The 18968-nt window shown below is 55.5% G+C and carries 7 protein-coding genes; all 7 read right to left on the bottom strand.

Annotation, left to right across the window (positions count from 1 at the left end; all coding sequences use genetic code 11):
- Nucleotides 1-326: 326 nt before the first annotated feature.
- The 7 genes from DEP07_RS18685 to lgrD all read right to left on the bottom strand — a co-directional run bounded on the left by DEP07_RS18685 (nucleotide 327) and on the right by lgrD (nucleotide 18948).
- A complete protein-coding gene (locus tag DEP07_RS18685) occupies nucleotides 327-551 on the bottom strand; it encodes a hypothetical protein (RefSeq protein WP_063230999.1) in 225 nt (74 codons plus the stop codon).
- A gap of 3 nt (nucleotides 552-554) precedes the next feature.
- Nucleotides 555-872 (bottom strand): heavy metal-binding domain-containing protein, encoded by a 318-nt coding sequence (locus DEP07_RS18680; RefSeq protein ID WP_122963277.1) that lies wholly within the window; start codon nucleotides 870-872, stop codon nucleotides 555-557.
- Between the two features lie 8 nt (nucleotides 873-880).
- Nucleotides 881-1645 (bottom strand): CPBP family intramembrane glutamic endopeptidase, encoded by a 765-nt coding sequence (locus DEP07_RS18675; RefSeq protein ID WP_173595974.1) that lies wholly within the window; start codon nucleotides 1643-1645, stop codon nucleotides 881-883.
- A gap of 15 nt (nucleotides 1646-1660) precedes the next feature.
- A complete protein-coding gene (locus DEP07_RS18670; RefSeq protein ID WP_173595973.1) occupies nucleotides 1661-2446 on the bottom strand; it encodes an ABC transporter permease in 786 nt (261 codons plus the stop codon).
- Nucleotides 2443-3363: an ABC transporter ATP-binding protein gene (locus tag DEP07_RS18665; RefSeq protein ID WP_122963280.1), complete on the bottom strand. Its 921-nt coding sequence runs from the start codon at nucleotides 3361-3363 to the stop codon at nucleotides 2443-2445. Before DEP07_RS18665 ends, DEP07_RS18670 begins: the two co-directional genes overlap by 4 nt.
- Before the next feature lie 30 nt (nucleotides 3364-3393).
- The gene (locus DEP07_RS18660; protein WP_063231004.1) at nucleotides 3394-3588 is read right to left on the bottom strand and encodes a PLD nuclease N-terminal domain-containing protein; all 195 of its coding nucleotides are present in this window, start codon (nucleotides 3586-3588) and stop codon (nucleotides 3394-3396) included.
- Nucleotides 3589-3690: 102 nt separating this feature from the next.
- Nucleotides 3691-18948, bottom strand: coding sequence for a linear gramicidin non-ribosomal peptide synthetase LgrD (lgrD, locus tag DEP07_RS18655; RefSeq protein ID WP_287102871.1), 15258 nt, complete (start codon nucleotides 18946-18948; stop codon nucleotides 3691-3693).
- Nucleotides 18949-18968 lie beyond the last annotated feature (20 nt).

Below are 18968 nucleotides of genomic sequence, written 5' to 3'. Positions count from 1 at the left end.
CTAGGTTTGGTTTGTTGGTTGCGCTTGTGCATCAGCAGTCCAATGGCTCCCACTCCTTTTCGCCAATAGTTGGTTTAAATTGATAAAAAAGCAAATATAGGAAAATATTACCGTTGCATTCAGGCGAATTATATTATTTTTAAAAATTTGGTTCAACAGGAATTTACTTAAAAGTCGTTTTTTCGACATTAATAGAATTTTTTCGACAAAAACGACTTGTAGAAAATAACCCATAAAAAAAAGAAACCCCGACTACCCACGGGGTTCCTCAACAAACCAGCCTGCAAAAAGACCGCTCTTTCCAACCGGAAATCTATCCAAACCCATCACTTCTCAATCCGGTAATACCGATCCCCTGTCTTCGGATTGTAGTAGACGCGGCGCTTTTCCTGCGAGACGGGGTCGATATTCACTTCGTTCGTCCACTCAAATCCGGGCGGGATTTCTTCTCCATGGTCTTCGTGCAGCCGCTTGTCCTTGATTTTCGACAAGATCAACAGAACGAGCAGGAGCACGACCTGAAAAATGAGGTAATAGACGAAAAAAATCATCCACTACACCTTTTCAACGACGACCGCTGTGCCGTACGCGACGACTTCGCCCATGTTGCCCATGCTTCCCGAGTCGTAGCGGAACATGACGACAGCGTTTGCTCCCATCGCGTTGGCGTTTTTGATCATGCGATCGAGCGCCTGTTTGCGCGCATCTTCCAACAGAACGGTATATTCCTTGATTTCTCCGCCGACGACAGAACGCAGCCCAGCCATGATGTCTCCGCCGATTCCCCGCGCGCGGACGATCAGGCCGAATGTCGTTCCTTTCACTTCAACGATGCGATAACCTGGAATGTTTTCGGTTGTTACTACGAGCATTTGCTTCCCTACTTTCTGCTTTTTTTGAAAATCACATGCAGCACGATATCTGCGCTGAAATGACTGATGATGGCAGCTTCCAAGCCGTATTGCCAGAACAGGCAGCCAAACAGGATGCCCATGATGCCGTTCAAAAGCAGTGTCCACAGCGTGACGACTTTGCCTTTTCCGTACGTCATGAAATTCGCCGGGAGGTGGGCGCAAGCAAAAGCGAGAGCCGCAACCCCAATGCCCAGCCAGTAGGCGGTGTCTGCAAGACCGAGCTTCTGTGCCAAAAATACGACGACCGTCATGACGCCGAGCCGCATGAGCACTTCTTCGCAGAACCCTCCGTAAAAAGACGAGAGGACACCGAGCAGCCGCGACGAGATCGGCTCTTTGCCTCTTTTCGCCATCATGTGCGGCTGGAAAAAGAAGCGGTCCAGCCATTTGACCACGAGTCCCACTGCGATGCCCGATCCAAGCGACACCGCCCAAAAGCTTTGCATGGAAAAAGGCAGCGCCGCCCCGGACGACCAGTGGTCGAGCACAAACAGCCGAAGCTCAGTTGCAGGCAGGAGCCACAAGCCTGCAGCAGTCGCGATAGCGAGAATGACGCAGGTCTGAATCATCGTCAGCGCAACCATGACAGGCACTGGCGGAACCTTGCTGTTGCTGGCAGGATGCATCTCTGCTTGCAGCTGCACTTGCTGGCGAATCGTTCTGAACTGAATCGGGATGATCCCTAGAGCGCACAAGACGCTGATCACCCAGATTAGCCAAAAGTGTTCCACAGCGACGCCCCCCACCTAGATTTCAGATCGTTCCAGCAAGTACCAGCCCATGAAGAAAAAGACGAAGTTGAGCGTCAAGACGCCTGCAAGCCCCGGCACAGCTGTAATGGCGGCTTCGGCAATTGTCGAGTTTTCCTGGATCATCATGATCGCGGCGTTTGTCAGTCCGCCCGGTGACACCATGTCCAAAAACTTGCCGAGAAACTGCGGCACGGTAAAAATCACGATGTTGAAAAGCAGCGAGGCCCCGCCAGCGCCGACAGCGTTGTTGAAAAAGCTGGAGGCGCAAATTGTCGTCGTTACGACAAGCAATAAGTTCGGTATGTAAATGAGCGTACCGAGCCACACGTGCGCCCAATCGAGTTGGCCGAAAAGCAGCTGCGTGTAGTATGCGGTGATCCCGATCCCGATCAGCATGCTGCCGACGGTCAAGGCGTAATAAGTGACGGCTTTGGCGAGGTAATACTTGGCCCGGCTGACTGGCTTGACGAATACCATGGAGGCGACCCCGGACGCTTTTTCTCCGGCAATCGTTCCCATCGCGACGAGAATCAGCACGAACGTGCCCAGCGAGCTGAATTTGCTGATCGCCGTCGAGAGCACTTCCGGAGCAGACGGGGTGGGGATATTGATGACCGTCCCTTTTGGCAGTCCCGTAGAATTGGCCAAAATTTCCGGCAGCATTTTCATCGTGATCGGCTGCGTGATCATCAAAGCGATAAACACGATCGGGACGATGAGAATTTTGTAGGTCTTCATCAATTCATGAAATTCTTTGCGGATCATCGGGTAGGAAGTCATCCGTTGTTCACCACCTTGAGGAAAATATCCTGAAGGGTCAATGCCGACAGGCGATAATACGCAAGCGTCCCGCCAGATTCCAGAACGATGTGCGGCAGACGAGCCTTGGCTTGCGGCATGTCATTGGCGAAAACCTTGTAAACGCCGCCATCCTGACTCCACTCTTTCACCCAGGCAAGCCCGTCCAGCACGTCCGCCAAATCGATGTCCTCCTGATCCAGCTTGAACTCGATCAACGGCTCTACATGGCTGGCCCGCAACTCTTCCAGACTGGATGACAAAAGCACCGTGCCGTCCTTGATGATCACGATATGGTCGGCGATTCTCTCGACGTCATCCAGGATGTGTGTCGACATGAAGACCGTCATGTGCCGTTTCAGCTTTTCGATCAGGAGCAAGACGTCATGCCGCCCCATGGGGTCGAGAGCGGAAACGGGTTCGTCGAGGACGAGCAGCTTCGGGTTGTGGATCAGCGCCTGGGCAATTCCCAGACGCTGCTTCATTCCCCCGCTGTAGCCGCTGATCGGACGATTGCGCGCTTCATTAATTCCGCACAGTTCCAGCAGTTCATCCGTGCGCTGCGCAATCGTATGCTTGTCCAATCCGTACAGTTTGCCAACCCAGTGCATCCACTCCACTGCTGTCATGTAGTTGTAAAAGGCAGGAATTTGCGGGCAGTAGCCTACTTCACTGGTAACTTTGTTGCGTTCGGTTACGACGTCGTAGCCGACCACTTTCACTTTTCCGGCTGTCGGTGCGGCCAGGCCAGTCAAAACGCGAATCGTCGTCGTTTTCCCCGCGCCATTTCCCCCGAGGAACCCGATGCAGCCGATATTGTCGATGGAAAAAGTAACGTTCTTGAGCGCTTTATGGTCCTTGTATTCCTTGGTGAGGCCGTCGCATTCGATTACTCGCAAAGAAGGTCAACCCTTTCTTCGTTTCTTGGGCTAGTCTTTTCGGCCGACAAAGAAATACACAATAGGCCCCAACGTATTGATAAAGATGATGCCGAGCGCCCACGGCCATTTTTTTCCGCCCGCCACTCTCCCTGCATCGCGGCGAACAAGATCAATCAGGGCGATCACCATCAGGAGCAATTGAATCCCAATCAGCGGAGCGAGGAGCTGCATATCTACTTCCATGGATAAAACCTCCAAATTTTATAGTTATTTAAAGTTTACCATTAATTTCATTTTTTTCCACCCAACATCCTGTATTGAGATGTCGGGTGGACTGTTTTTGTGTCAGTTCCGTGTATTTTGTGTCACACGCAATTGACCGGTTCTGGCAAAGTAATCGAGAACTTTCGCAAACACTTCTTCGTCGATTTCCGGGCACTCGATGTCAGCCTGGCGCAACAGACGAGTCGTTTTATTGCCGACGTAAACGACGCTGCCCCTGCTGCTGTGACCGTCCGAGAACAGATTGCCGAGCGGTGCGGCCGAGTTGGCGTCCATGCCTTTGTCCTTCGCGTCTTCCTGCACGGCTTCGATCCATTCGTCCATCGTGACTCGTTCCAGCTCAAAGCCTTTGTTCTCGATGGCTGCGATCAAGTCGTCGTAATCGGTTGCGTTCGGATTGAGCAGGTGGAAGTTGCTGTTCACGCTGTGCTCGGTCATGGAGAGGTGAACGATTCCTTTACTTGCAAAATCGACTGGCATCATGTCCAAATCGCCGCTCATGTCAGGAGCTTTGCCCAAATCGATGATTCCGGCGGCAATTCTCCACATCAGGTCGTCTTTTTGGCATGCCCCTGTTTCGCTGTCGCCCGTCATCCGGCCGCAACGGTAGATCGCTGTCGGAATACCGCGCTGGCGAGCCAGGTTGACGATGTGCTCGGCGACCCATTTGCTCTGCGTATAGCCGGAAGTGAGGATGCGGCTGTTCTCCGGCATGTCTTCCTCGCGAACCGCGACGGATTCCTCGCCTTCCTCCGAGGCAAAGGTGAAAATCGTCGAGACGAAGTGGACAGGCTTGGTCTTTTTGGCCGCAGCCAGGCGAATAATTTCCTCCGTGCCGATGACGTTTGCCTTTTTCAAGGCGGCGTACGGATAAACGAAGTTGACCAAGGCGCCGTTGTGGTAGATGACATCGACTGTTGCGGCCAGCGCGTCAAACTGCCCGGCAGACAGCCCGAGTCGCGGCTGAGCCAAATCGCCGATTACCGGAATGATTCTGTGTGCCTGAGCTTCATCCCACAGCTCGTACAGCTGCAACGTTTTGCGCAGGCGGGCCAGTCCTTCTTCTTCGCCAGAAGCGCGAACGAGGCAGTAAATGTCTGCATCTGTCATCTGCAACAGGTCGCGCAGCAGGAAGGCTCCGAGGAAGCCTGTAGCTCCTGTCAATAACGCCGCCTGGAACTGGCTCGGGTCGCCTTCGTACGGCTGTTCGGCCAAAATCGCCGGATCGAGCGCGACTTCATCCTGAAGACCTTTGGCGTCGATCTCCTGGGAAACGGACGTCAAACCGTGTTTGATAATTTCCTCGATCGTCTTGGCCATCCCCGCGATCGTCGGCGTCTCAAACAAGATGCGCAACGGCACTTCCAGTTGCAGCTCTTCGCGCACTTTAAAAATCAGTTGCGTAGCGAGCAGCGAGTGTCCGCCGATCTCAAAGAAATTGTCGTGCACGCCGATCGTTTCCATTTCCAGCACCGCAGCCCAATGCGCGTGCAGCATGATTTCCACTGGCGTTTGCGGCGCGACGTATTCGACTCCTGCTTCCGAGCGGTCGTATTCCGGCTTCGGCAGCGCTTTGCGGTCCAGTTTGCCGTTTGGCGTCTTCGGCAAGCTGTCCAAAATCATGTAATGCTGCGGAATCATGTACGCTGGCAGCTTGTCGGCCAAAAAGTGATTCAGATCGTGAATCTTGCTTGTGCAATCGGCCTCGAACACGATGTACGCAACCAGGCACTTGTCGCCTTCCCGATCTTCACGGGCGAGCAGCACGACCTCTTTGACGCCCGGGAAGCGGTTCAGCACGGACTCGATTTCGCCCAGCTCGATGCGGTAGCCGCGGATTTTCACCTGGTAATCGACGCGGCCGACAAACTGGAGATTTCCGTCCGGCAAGTAGCGCACGAGGTCGCCAGTCCGGTACATTCTCGCTCCCGGTTCGCGGAACGGATTTTGCACAAAACGTTCTGCGGTCAGATCGGGACGGTGCAAGTAGCCGCGCGCCAAGCCGGAACCGCTGAGGTACAATTCCCCCGGCACCCCTACTGGCACAGGCTTGCGGTGGCTGTCCAGCACGAAGACGTGCGTATTGAACTGCGGTCTGCCGATTAGCGGCTCGTTCGTCGCTCCTTTTGTCACGATCGCGTGTGTGGAGTAAACGGTATCCTCCGTCGGCCCGTACAGATTGAACACTTTTTCCACGTGCGGGAAGGCGTACAGCTCTTGTGCCAATCGGTTGGAAAGCGGCTCGCCGCACAAGTTGATGACACGCACCGAAGCCGGTATGCCCTTCATGCGGACAAGCTCTGTCGCGGCCGATGGCACTGTATTGACGAGCGTCACCTGATCGGCTGCTGGCAAGGCTGGCAGTTGCAAGGCATTTTCCGCCATGATCACTTTGCCGCCCATGGTCAAGGTGGCAAACATCTCGTACACAGACAAGTCGAAGCAGATCGATGTGGAGAACAGGACGCCGCTCATCTCCTCAGGCGTATAAGTGTCATGCGCCCAAGAGAGGAAGTAAATAACGCTGCGGTGTTCCAGTGCCACCCCTTTTGGATTGCCGGTAGAGCCTGATGTGTAAATGACGTAGATCAAATTGTCGGAGGTCGCAAGCTTGCCTGGATTTTCCTCGGACTCAACCGCTACCGTTGCCCAATCGCGATCCAGGCAAATCACTTTCGCCTGGTGCTCAGGCAGCGTCGGCAGCAGATGTTCTTGCGTAAGCAGAACCGGAATTTGCGAATGCCCGATGATGTAGGCAATCCGCTCTGCCGGATACGCCGGATCGATGGGCACATAAGCGCCGCCAGCCTTGAGGATCGCCAAAAGTCCGATCATCATTTCGACCGTCCGCTCTGCGCATATGCCGACGAGCACTTCCGGGCCAACTCCCTGCTTGCGCAAATAATGCGCCAGTTGGTTCGCCTGCCTGTTCAACTCGCCGTACGTTACGCGCTGCTCACCCACGATCAGGGCGATGCTGTCCGGTGCTTTGCTCACCATTTCCTCGATCATTTCATGGACGCATTTTTCCCGCGAATACGGTACTTCCGTGCGGTTCCATTCCGTAATCAGCAACTGCTCCTCTTCCTCGCGCATAAGCGGAAGCAACGTAATCGACTGATCCGGGTTCGCTACGATCTCTTCCATCAGCTTGTGGAAGTGCTCGACCATGCGAGTGATCGTGCTGCTGTCAAACAGAGCCTTGTTGTACTCTAGCGTGGCAAGCAGTCCGTCCGGTGTTTCCACCATCGTCACCGTCATGTCAAACTTCGAGGTGACAGCGCCCAGCTCAAGGTCAAAGCTGCTCAGTTGAATGTCGCCAGCAGGTTCAGCCTGTACCGGGATGTTTTGCAAAATAAACATCACCTGGAACAGCGGAGAGTAGCTCATGCTGCGCTCCAGTTGCAGCTCGTCCAGCAGTTTTTCAAACGGAACATCCTGGTGCGCATAAGCTTCCAGCGCGGTTTCGCGAACGCGCGCAAGCAGCTCGCGGAAGCTTGGGTGGCCCGACATGTCCGTGCGCAGGACGAGTGTATTGATGAAGTAGCCGATCAACTGCTCCGTCTCTTGCTTGTTGCGTCCGGCAATCGGCGTTCCGACGAGAATGTCGTCCTGGTTGGTGTAGCGGTACAGCAAAGTTTGGAACGCGGCAAAGAGCGTCATGAACAAGGTTGCCCCTTCTTTTCGGCTCAGGCTTTGCAATTGTTTCAAAAGCTCCGCTCCAAACTGGACGGACATTTTCTCCCCTTCATACGTCTGGACGGGCGGGCGCGGGCGGTCTGTCGGCAGTTGCAAAAGCGGCTCGCTGCCCTTCAATTTTTCTCGCCAGTAGCCGAGCTGTTCAGCGAGAACTTCTCCGCTCAGCCATTCCCGTTGCCAGACGGCGAAATCCGCGTACTGGATCGGCAATTCCCCAAGCGGTGACGCTTCTCCCTGACGAAAAGCCTTGTAGTTGGTCATAAGCTCACTCAGCAAAATTCCCATCGACCATCCGTCTGACGCAATGTGGTGCATGACGAACAGGAAAACGAAGTCGTTGGCATCGAGCTGAACCAGACTCGCCCGGAGCAGCAGCCCTTTGGTCAAGTCAAATGGCTGGACAATCGCCTGTTCTGCCAGGCGCTTGATTTCCGCTTCCCGTTCGGCAGGCTCCAGCGCACGCAGATCGATCCGGGTCATTGCCCAATCGCCATGCGGCTGAATGACCTGCACAGGTCGGCCGTCCCGAACTTCGAAGCTGGTTCGCAAGCTTTCGTGGCGCAAAATGATCGCGGAAAAGCTCGCTTCCCAAGCGGCCACGTCGAGCTCGCCCTGGATGCGCAGGAAAGACGGAATGTTGTTGATCGAGCTGTTTTGCGTAAATTGCTCCAGGAACCACAAGCGCTGCTGCGTAAAGGACAAAGGCAGCGGCTCCTTGCGGGATACTTTTCCAATCGGTGGCGCGAGCTTGCGGGATGACTGCTTCGTGAGCAGCTCCAGCTGTTCGCCAAGCCCGGCGACTGTCGGATGTTCAAACAACGTGCGCAGCTGCAATTCCACGCCAACGATTTCCCGCAGGCGAGAAACCGTCTGCGTCGCAAGCAAGGAGTGACCGCCCAGCTCGAAAAAGTTGTCGTCGATCCCGACTTTTTCCACGGCGAGCACTTCTGCGAAGACGTTGGCGATCATTTCTTCCAGCGGGTTGCGCGGAGCGACGTACGCAGCCGTGATTTGCCCCCAATCAGGAGCTGGCAACGCTTTGCGATCGACCTTTCCGTTCACGTTCAGCGGAATGGCCGGAAGCCACGTGTAGCTCGCCGGAACCATGTAGTCTGGCAGCTTTTCCTTGAGCCATTGCTTGATCTCGTCCACGGACAATTCTTGCTCGGCGGCGCTGGTCAAATAGGCAGCCAAACGCTTGTCACCCGGTCGCACTTCTCGCGCAAGCACGACTGCTTCACGGATCGCTGCGTGCTGTCTGAGCGCCTCTGCGATTTCGCCCAGCTCGATGCGATAGCCGCGAATTTTTACCTGATCGTCGAAACGGCCGAGGTAGTCGACGTTGCCATCCGGCAGGTAGCGCACGAGGTCGCCAGTCCGGTAAAGCCGTTCGCCCGGTTGTCCGAATGGATTGGCGACAAAACGCTCCGCTGTAAGCTCGGGGCGGTTCCAATATCCGCGCGCCAGGCACTCGCCGCCGATGTACAGCTCTCCCGGTACGCCGACAGGAACGGGCTTGCGGTTTTGATCCAGCACGTACAGCTTGGTGTTCGGGAACGGGCGGCCGATTGTCGGGGTATCGTCGTCAAGCGTCAACTGTTTGATCACGGTACCGACCGTCGCTTCGGTCGGGCCGTAGCAGTTGAAAAATTTTCGTCCTGTTGCATAACGGGCAACCAGTTCGCGGCTGCAAGCATCTCCCCCTACTTCCAGCACGGCGAGATCCGGGTATTCCGCCACAGGTAGCGAAGCCAGCAAGGAGGATGCCATCGATACTTTGCTGATGCGGCGCTCGCGCAACGTGCGGACGAGGTCCGGCCCTGGCAACAGCGACTCGCGATCTTCAATGACTAGCGTCCCGCCTGAAAGCAGCGCCTGCCAAATTTCCGAAACGGAGACGTCGAAGCTGAATGAGGTGAATTGCAGGACGCGACTGGATTCGTCCAATCCGAAATAGGCGATGTACGCCTGCACCATGTTCATCGCACTGCGATGCTCGACAGCTACCCCTTTTGGCAGCCCGGTCGTACCTGATGTGTAGATGACATAAGCGAGATTCGTGGACGCAACATCCGTCTGAATGTTGTCCACGTCTACATGCGCACGATCCGCGAACAGCTTCTCGCCCAGGCAAATGACCGGAGCTGCCGCTTGCGTGAACTTGTCCGCAAGTCCCGCTTGGGTCAGCACGACGACCGCTTGCGAGTCATCCAGCATGTAGGCGATCCGTTCTTCGGGATGCGCAGGATCAATCGGGACATAGGCAGCTCCCGCTTTCAGCACGCCGAGAATGCCGATGATCATTTCCATGGAGCGCTCCACGCAAATCGCTACAGTCGTGTCAGGCTTAACGCCTTGGGCAATCAGCAGATGAGCCAGCTGGTTTGCTCGCTCGTTCAGTCCGGCGTAGCTCAAGCTTTGCTCTTTGTATTCAAGCGCAATGTTTTCGGGCGTTTTCGCCGCTTGCTGTTCAAAGGCGTGATGGAGGCAAAGCTCGCGCGGATACTCTTTTTCCGTGCGGTTCCAGTCGATCAGTACCTGCTTGCGCTCGTCTTCATCCATCAACGCGACGTCATTCAGACGCAGCTCCGGCGATTTGCTCATATAGACCATCAGACGGGTCATCTGGTTCAACACGCGCTCGATCATGGCGTCATCGAAGCGATCCTGGTCATACTTCAACTTGAACGCCACTTGTTTGCCTGGCGCTGCGACCAACGTCAGCGGATAGTTCGTTTGCTCGACTGCCGCTACATCGTGAATTTCCAGAGAAACGCCGGATGTCGCAGATGCAGCCTCGTCTTCGCCTTTTTTGGCTGCTTGCACAGTCGGATAGTTCTCAAACACGAGAATCGATTCAAACAGCGCAGACCCGCGCGGCAGTTCACTCCAGCCCTGGATGTCGAACAGCGGCGTGTATTCGTACTCGCGAATTTCCAACTGTCGTCGCTGCAAGTCTTTCAGCCAGGCAAGCAAGGTCGCATCTGTCTGCAACGGAACCCGCACAGGCAGCGTATTGATGAACGAACCGACCATCGTCTCGACACCGGGAAGGTCAGCCGGACGCCCTGAACCTGTCGCCCCGAAAAGCACTTCCTCTTCCCCACTGTAGCTTCCCAAAATCCAGCCCCATGCCCCTTGCACGAGTGTATTGAGCGTCAGCTGATGCTCGCGCGTGAAGCTTTGCAAATGCTCGGTCGCTTCCTCTGACAAAAGGACGCTTTGCTCCTTGTACTGCTTCTGCTGCGAAGCGGCAACATTTTTGCCCATTCCCAAAGAAGTCGGCTCGTGGAAGCCTTTTAGCTGATCTGTCCAGAATGGCTTCGCTTTTTCCCTATCCTGGCGCTTCAGCCAGGCAATGTACTGGGAGAACGGCTGCGAAGGCACAAGCTTTCCTTCTCGCCCCTCGCTGATTGCAGCATAGTGGGCAAGCAGTTCGTTCAACACGATCGGAACGCTCCAACCGTCAAGCAAAACGTGATGGAAGCTCCAGACGAAGCGATACTCCTCGTCTTTGGTCTGGAAGACGACCCAGCGAGACAATGGCGCTTGCGCAATATCGAAGCTGCGTCTGCGGTCTTCTTCCAGAAAAGCTGCCAGCATCTCGTCCTGCACATCTGCTTGCAGGTGGCGCCAGTCTTCCTTGGTGAGCGTGACTTTTACGTCTTTTCGCACGACCTGGTGCGGCTCGCTCAGTCCTTCCCAAACGAAGTGCGTCCGCAAAATGGAGTGGCGATCCAGCACGTTTTGCCACGCTTTTTCCAGGACAGACACGTCCAGATTTTGGAACGTGACCGCAAATTGCACGACGTAATCGCCGCTGTCCTGGTTGTACAAGGAATGGAACAGCATCCCTTGCTGAAGCGGAGACAACGTGTACACATCCTCGATTTGCCGGTCGAAACCGATGTGTTTGTCGATCTGCTTTTGCTCCAGTACAGCCAACGGGAAGTCGGACGGGGAGTACCCTCCTGCTTCCGGCAGTGTGCAATGGGCGACAATCTCGCGCAAGGCAGCCATGAAGCTCTCCGCTACTGCCGCAATCGTACTCTCTCGCTGAAGCTTCTCGCTGTACCGCCAAGTCACGTGGAGCTGTTCCCCTGCTACTACGCTGTTTACGTCGAGCAGGTGATGCCTTTGCGCGCTCGGGCAAAGATTCGCTCCGCTGGACTCAGGTGCCGAGCCAAACAAGGAATCGCTGCCGACGATCTGATCAATTTTGCCCATGTAGTTGAACAATACGTCGGCTTGTATGCGGGATATGGCATCGACGATCTCCTGTTCCGCATGGAGGTAGCGGAGCACGCCGTAGCCAAGTCCTTTGTTCGGGATGGCGCGCAGTTCTTCTTTCGTTGTCAAAAGCGCCCGTCTCACCGAAAATGTCTCGTCCCATTGCAGGTGTACCGGATACATGCTGGTGAACCAGCCGACGGTGCGGGACAAATCCAGATGTTCCGCCAGCTCTTCGCGTCCGTGTCCTTCGACGTTGACGAACACCGAACGTTTGCCCGTCCACTGACCGAGCGCCTTGGCCAAAGCGGCCAGCAAGACGTCGTTGATCTGGGTACGGTACGCTTGCGGCACCTGCTGCAAAAGTGCTTTCGTCTCTTCGACGGTCAAGGAAAAATGAACGGACTTGACTGTCGCTTCCGTATTTTCCGCACTATCTGGCATGTCTGCGGGCAGTTCAGTCGAATGGACGGAGGACTTGGACAGCCAATAGCTTTTTTCATGCTTGAACGCTTCGGAATGCGCGTAGCGCTCCAGTTCTTGCGCCCACTCTTTGTAGGACGTAGTTTTCGCTGGCAGCTTCACCTCTTGACCTGCGGCGATTTGCTGGTAGGCATGCTGCAAGTCTTCGAGGATAATCCGCCACGACACGCCGTCTACAACCAGGTGATGGGCGACGATCAGGAGGCGGCCCGGCACCTCTTTTCCGAGATGGAAGTAGATGGTTTGCACGACTTGCCCGGCACGCAAACTCAGTTGCGTCTGTGTCTCGTTGGCAATCGCTTCGATGGCACTGGATTGTTCCTCTGGTGCCAGCTGGGACAAATCTTCCACGCGAAACGGAATCGTCTCGCTTGGCGCATCCATCGCTTGCAGCCAGCCGCTTTCGCTTTGTGTATAGCGCATGCGGAAAGCATCGTGCTGGAACATGAGCTGTCCGACCGCTTGTTTCAGCGCCGCAGGATCGATGCCAGCCTGAATGGAAAGCAGCACGGACTGGTTCCAATGATCGCGGTTTGCCAAAGGAAGCCGGAAGAACCACTTCTGGATCGGCAAAAGCGGCAGCTCGCCTGTGACGGCTCCTTGTTCCGCTTGCACCGCTGCTTTTTCCTCCACGATCTCCGCCAGTTCCGCGATCGTCTGGTATTCGAACAGCTGCTTCGGCGCAAGCGACAACCCTGCCTGATTCGCGCGGGACACGATCTGGATGCTGAGAATCGAGTCGCCGCCCAGCTCGAAGAAATTGTCGTGTATCCCGATTTGTTCGATCCCGAGCACGTCTTTCCAGATGGCCGCCAAGCGCCGTTCTTTTTCTGTCGAAGGCGAGACGAACTCTCCTTCCAGCTCCGGACGTTGGAAATCCGGCGCGGGCAAATTTTTACGGTCTACCTTGCCGTTTGGCGTGAGCGGCAAGTACGCCAGCTGGGTGAAAAATGCCGGAACCATGTAATCCGGCAATGTTTCCTTGAGCGCTTTGCGAATGTCGCCTGTCGCAAGCGCCGCCCCTTCCTCCAAAACGAGGTAGGCAGCCAGGCGCTTCGTTCCTTGCTTGTCGGTGCAAACGGTGACGACCGCTTCTTTTACCGCTGGCAAGGCAACAATTGCCGTCTCCACTTCTCCCAGCTCCACACGGAATCCGCGAATGCTCGTCTGATCGTCGGCACGACCGATGAACTCGATACTGCCGTCCGGCAAGGAGCGCACCAAATCCCCTGTGCGATAGAGACGTGCCCCTGCTTTCTCCGTGAATGGATGAGCGACAAAGCGCTCTTGCGTCAAATCGGGACGATTCAGGTAACCGCGCGCAAGGGAACTTCCGCCGATGTACAGTTCACCGGAAACGCCTACAGGAACAGGCTGCCTATGGGCATCGAGAATGTACACCTGAACGTTGTCGATCGGACGGCCAATCGTGGGAGCGGCCGTTTGCCCTGCTTCTTTCGGAACGATGCCCGCCGTCGCCACGACCGTATTTTCAGTAGGGCCGTATTGGTTTACGAGAGTGAACGGAATCTTCTCTGACGGGTAGTGATGCAGCTTATCTCCGCCTGTCAGCATGTAGCGAAGCGCAGTATCGCCCGGCCACTCCAAAGCGAGCATGCTCTCCGTCAGCGGCGTCGGCAAAAAGCTTACGGTAATGTTCGAAGCGACGAGCCAGTCACGCAGTTTTTCCGGGACAAGCCGGATTTCTTCCTCCGGCAAATACAAGGTGGCTCCTTTTGTTACATAAGGCCAAATTTCCCAGACGGATGCGTCAAAAGCTGTCCCGGCAATTTGCGATGCCCGGTCTGTCGCCGTGACGTCATACGCCCGCTGATGCCAGAAAATCAGATTCAAGAGAGCGGCGTGCTCGATCTCGACTCCTTTTGGCGTGCCTGTCGAACCGGATGTGTAGATGACGTAGGCCAGGTCGCTTGCGGCAGTTGTGTTGACCAGAGCTGCTGTAGGCTCTTGCGCAATCGTCTCCCAATCGGCGTCCAGGCAAATCAGCCGACTCGTGTCTGCGGGCAGTTTTTGCCTGAGTTTTGCTTGCGTAAGCACAATCGCCATGCTCGCATCGTGCATCATGAAGGCGAGACGCTCTTTCGGATACGCCGGGTCCATCGGGATGTAGGCAGCGCCCGCTTTCATGATCGCCAGCTGCCCGATGACCATCTCGACAGAACGCTCGACGCAAATGCCGACCAGACTGCCTCGACCCACGCCTTGCTTTTGCAAATAGTGCGCCAACTGGTTCGCTTTGGCTTCCAGTTGTCCGTACGTCAGGAGTTGATCACGCGTGACGACAGCAGGCTGGTCTGGCATATCGCGGGCCACTTGTGCCACCAGCTCATGGACAAGCTGCTCCGTGGAGTAGGCCACAGCCGTATCGTTCCATTCCAGAACCAGTTGCTGCTCCTCCACTTCGCTCATCAGCGGCAAAGCAGTGATCGCTTGGTTCGCGTTGGCAGCAACGGCTTTCAGCAACGAGCTAAAGTGCCCGATCATCCGCTCCACCGTATTTCGCTCAAACAGCGCCGTGTTGTACTCGAACGTCGCCGCCAAACCGTTTGCCGCTTCTGCCATCGTCAAGGTGAGATCGAACTTGGTCGTCTCCACCTGCTGGCTGCCTTCCAGCGGCAAAATGCGGATTCCATCCAGCGCGTCTGCCTGAACCGGAATGTTTTGCAGGACAAACATCACCTGGAACAGCGGCGAGTAGCTCAGGCTGCGCTCCACGTTCAACTCGTCGACCAGCTTTTCAAAAGGCAAGTCTTGATGGGCATACGCGCCCAAAGCCGTCTCCCGCACGCGGGCAAGCACTTCTTTGAAGCTCGGCTCGCCTGACAAGTCGGTTCGCATGACGAGTGTGTTGATGAAAAAGCCGATCAATCCTTCTGTCTCCTGGCGACTGCGGCCCGCTTCCGGCGTGCCGACGAGAATGTCGTCCTGGCCTGTATAGCGGTACAGGAACACTTGGAAGGCTGCGAGCAGCGTCATGAACAGCGTCGTTCCTTCCCTTTTGCTCAAGGCAAGGAGATTCGCTCTCAGCTCGTCATCGAACAGCAACGAGATGCTGCTGCCTGCATAAGACTGCACAGCGGGACGAGGACGATCTGTCGGCAAGGCAAGCAGCGGTTCTGCTCCCCCAAGCTTCGCCCGCCAGTACGACAGTTGCTCGTCCAAAACATCGCTTGTGAGCCATTCGCGCTGCCAGTAAGCATAATCGGCGTATTGAATCGGCAATTCAGCCAGTTGCGGAGCTTCCGCCTTGGCAAACGCCTGATAGCAATGGAACAATTCACGGATCAAAATGCCTGCCGACCAGCCATCGGCGATGATGTGATGCACATTTAACAGGAAGATGAAATCACGCTCGTCTGTCTGGATGATCGTCGCGCGCATGAGCGGGCCTGTGACGAGGTCAAACGGTCTGTTCGCCTCCTCTTTCGCCAAGCGCAGTCCTGCTTCATTGCGCATTTCCTCCGACCGTTCGCGCAGATCGATCCGTTCCAGCTTCCAGTCGATCTCGGGGTGAATCACCGACACGGCTTCTCCGTTATGGTCCGTGAACGTCGTGCGCAAGCTTTCGTGACGCTGGATGATCGTCTGCAAGCTTTGCTCCAGAGCGTCCATATCCAGCTCCCCTTGCAAGCGTACGGCTGTCGGGATGTTGTAGAGCGCACTGTTTGGCATCAACCGATCAAAGAACCACAAGCGCTGTTGGGCAAAAGAAAGCGGCAAATGCCGATCGCGGGAAACGGGAACGAGCGGGATGCGCGACAGCCCAGATTTGTCTTCGCCAGCAGCCGCGATCCATTCGCTCAGCTTGTTCACTGTCGAGCATTCAAACAGCACACGCAGCGGCAAATCGACGCCAAACGCTTCTTTCAGACGGGAAACGGTTTGCGTAGCCAACAGCGAATGCCCGCCAAGCTCGAAAAAGTCGTCGAAGCTGCCGACCCGCTCTACCGAAAGCACTTGCGACCAGATGTTGGCTACCATTTCCTCTGTAGGCGTGCGCGGCGCCACATACTCCCGCTTCGTGGAAAGCTGGCCCCAATCCGGGACGGGCAGCGCGCGACGATCTACTTTTCCGTTGACGGTGAGCGGAATGGCATCGAGCCAAACAACACCAGCCGGAACCATGTATTCAGGCAGCGTCTCTTTCAGAAAAAGCGCGATCTCCTCTGCGGGCGGCTGTGCTTTTCCCGCTGCCACCAGATAGGCGGCCAGACGCTTGTCTCCCGCTTTTTCTTCGCGGGCGATGACGACAGCCTCCTGTACGGCAGGGTGCTGCCGGATTGCATTTTCAATCTCGCCCAATTCGATGCGGTAGCCGCGAATTTTCACTTGATGGTCGATGCGACCCAAAAATTCGAGATTGCCGTCTTGCCGATAGCGAACGAGATCGCCTGTCCGGTAAAGCCGCTCGCCTGCCGTGCCAAAAGGATGCGGGATAAAGCTCTCGGCTGTAAGCTCGGGGCGGTTCCAGTAGCCGCGAGCCAAGCCTTTGCCTCCGATGTACAGCTCCCCTGGCACGCCGACGGGAACGGGATTGAGGTTGGCATCCAACACGTACACGGTTGCGTTGGCAATCGGGCGGCCAATCGGCGGGTTGTTCATCCCGGCCTGGCAGAGCATCATCGTGGAGCAAACGGTTGCTTCTGTCGGCCCGTAGCAATTGAAAAACTGACGGCCTGGCGCATAGCGTGCCACAAGCTCGCGGCTCGGCGCTTCTCCGCCGACAATCAAGGTGTGCAGGTCAGGCAGATCAGCATCAGGCAAAGCCGCCAGAACGGAAGACACCATGGAGACGGTTGTAATGCGTTGCTCTTGCAAAACCTGAATTAGTTCAGGGCCTGGCAAAAGCGACTCCCGATCCTCGATGACAAGTGTCGCACCCGCGAGCAGAGCCATTACAACTTCGGAAACTGACACGTCAAAGCTGAACGAGGTGAATTGCAAAACGCGGCTGGTCGGCTGAATGTCAAAAGCGTCGATCAGCGCATAAGCCAAATTGATCGCGCTGTGGTGCTCGATCATGACCCCTTTTGGCAATCCGGTAGAGCCGGACGTGTAGATCACGTAAGCAAGGTTTTGCTCCGTCACCTCGGAAGACGCGTTGTCAACAGGTTCATCCGCCAAAAGATCGCTGTCGAGGCAAATCACGTGTGCGGCTGTCACTGGCAAAATCTCCAGCAGCGACTGCTGGGTCAGCAATGCGCTCGCTTGTGAGTCGGCAACCATATAGGCGATGCGTTCCTGCGGATGGGCCGGGTCAATCGGCACGTAGGCGGCTCCCGCTTTCATGACCCCGAGTATTCCGATAATCATTTCCGGGGAACGTTCCAGGCAAATGCCGACGAGCGTATCCGGTTTGACCCCTTTGCGGATAAGCCGATGCGCCAGTTGGTTTGCCCGCTCGTTCAGCTGCGCGTAGGTCAGCTCTCTGTTTTTATAGGCGACCGCTACTGCATCGGGCGTCTTTTCTGCTTGCTGTTCAAAAGCTTGGTGAATGCAAAGCCCGCTCGGGTAATCCTCTGCCGTCTGGTTCCACTCGACCAAAACTTGTTGCCGCTCGCTCTCGCTGATCAGGGACAGATCGCCAATCCGCTGCTTCGCGTTTTTGGCAATCGAGCTCAAGAGCGAATGAAGCTGGTCGACTACCCGCTCAATCGCCGCAAGCTCAAACTGGCTTTCATCGAATTTGACTTTGATGTCGATCGTTTTGCCTGAAGCTGCAACCAGCGTAAACGGATAGTTGGTCTGCTCCTCGGAATAGACGTCCACAATCGAGATGGCGCTTTCCCCGCCTCCCGATTTTCCGACAGGCATGTTTTCAAAAACGAGAATGCTTTCGAACAAAGACTGGCCGCGCGGGACGTCGCTCCACCCCTGGATTTCCACAAGCGGGGTGTATTCATATTGGCGAAAATCCGCTTGCTGCTGTTGCAGCGTTTTGAGCCAGTTGATGACGCTTTCCTCCGCGTTGACTTGCACGCGGACTGGCAATGTATTGATAAACAAGCCGATCATCGTCTCGACTCCGGGCAAGTCAGCCGGGCGTCCCGAAACGGTGGCTCCAAATACGATGTCATCCTGGCCGCTGTAGCGATTCAACAACAGCGCCCACGCGCCTTGCACGATCGTATTGACCGTCAGGCGGTGCTGGCGAGCCAATGTTTGCAGCGCTTTGGAAGTTTGCTCGCTGACGGTCAAATCCAGCTCCCGATACTGTTTTTGATCGAGGTACGGATTTTTGTAGGCTCGTCCGAACGAAAGCGGCGTGGCTTCGGTAAAACCTTGCATATACGTGCGCCAAAACGCTTCCGCCTGCTGCAAATCCTGCTTTTTCAGCCAGACAATGTAATCGCGGTAAGCTCTGACCGGAGGGAGGCTCAGCGGCTGCCCTTTGCTGAGCATCTCGTACGCCGCAAACACTTCCCCGAAAACAAGCGGCATACTCCATCCGTCGATCAATACATGGTGCAATGTCCACAAAAAATGAACCGTTTCGCTGTTCAAATGAAACACATTCAGCCGCATCAACGGCGCTTGCTCGATATCGAAACCGCGTTTGCGGTCTTCTTTGGCAAAATGGTGCAGAAACGCTTCTTGTTCAGAGGAAGAAAGATGAATAAGATCGTGTTCGACCAGGGAAATTTTCAGATCCTTCAAGACGACCTGGACGTATTCTTTTACTTTTCCGCCAACGAATCTGGTGCGAAAAATCGCGTGCCTGTCAACGAGGCACTGCCACGCTTGTTCAAACAGCGGAATATTCAGAGGACCTTGCAGCTTCAACCCCATCTGTACGATGTAGGCTCCGGACTCCGGCTCCAGCAAACTGTGAAAAATGAGGCCCTGCTGCAAAGGAGTAACGGGATAATACGTTTCAATGTTATTCATCTTCTCCTGCTCACTCCCAT

Origin of the sequence: Brevibacillus sp. (assembly GCF_003521185.1) — a bacterium.
GTDB lineage: Bacteria > Bacillota > Bacilli > Brevibacillales > Brevibacillaceae > Brevibacillus > Brevibacillus parabrevis.
This window is presented reverse-complemented; position numbering and strand designations above follow the sequence as displayed.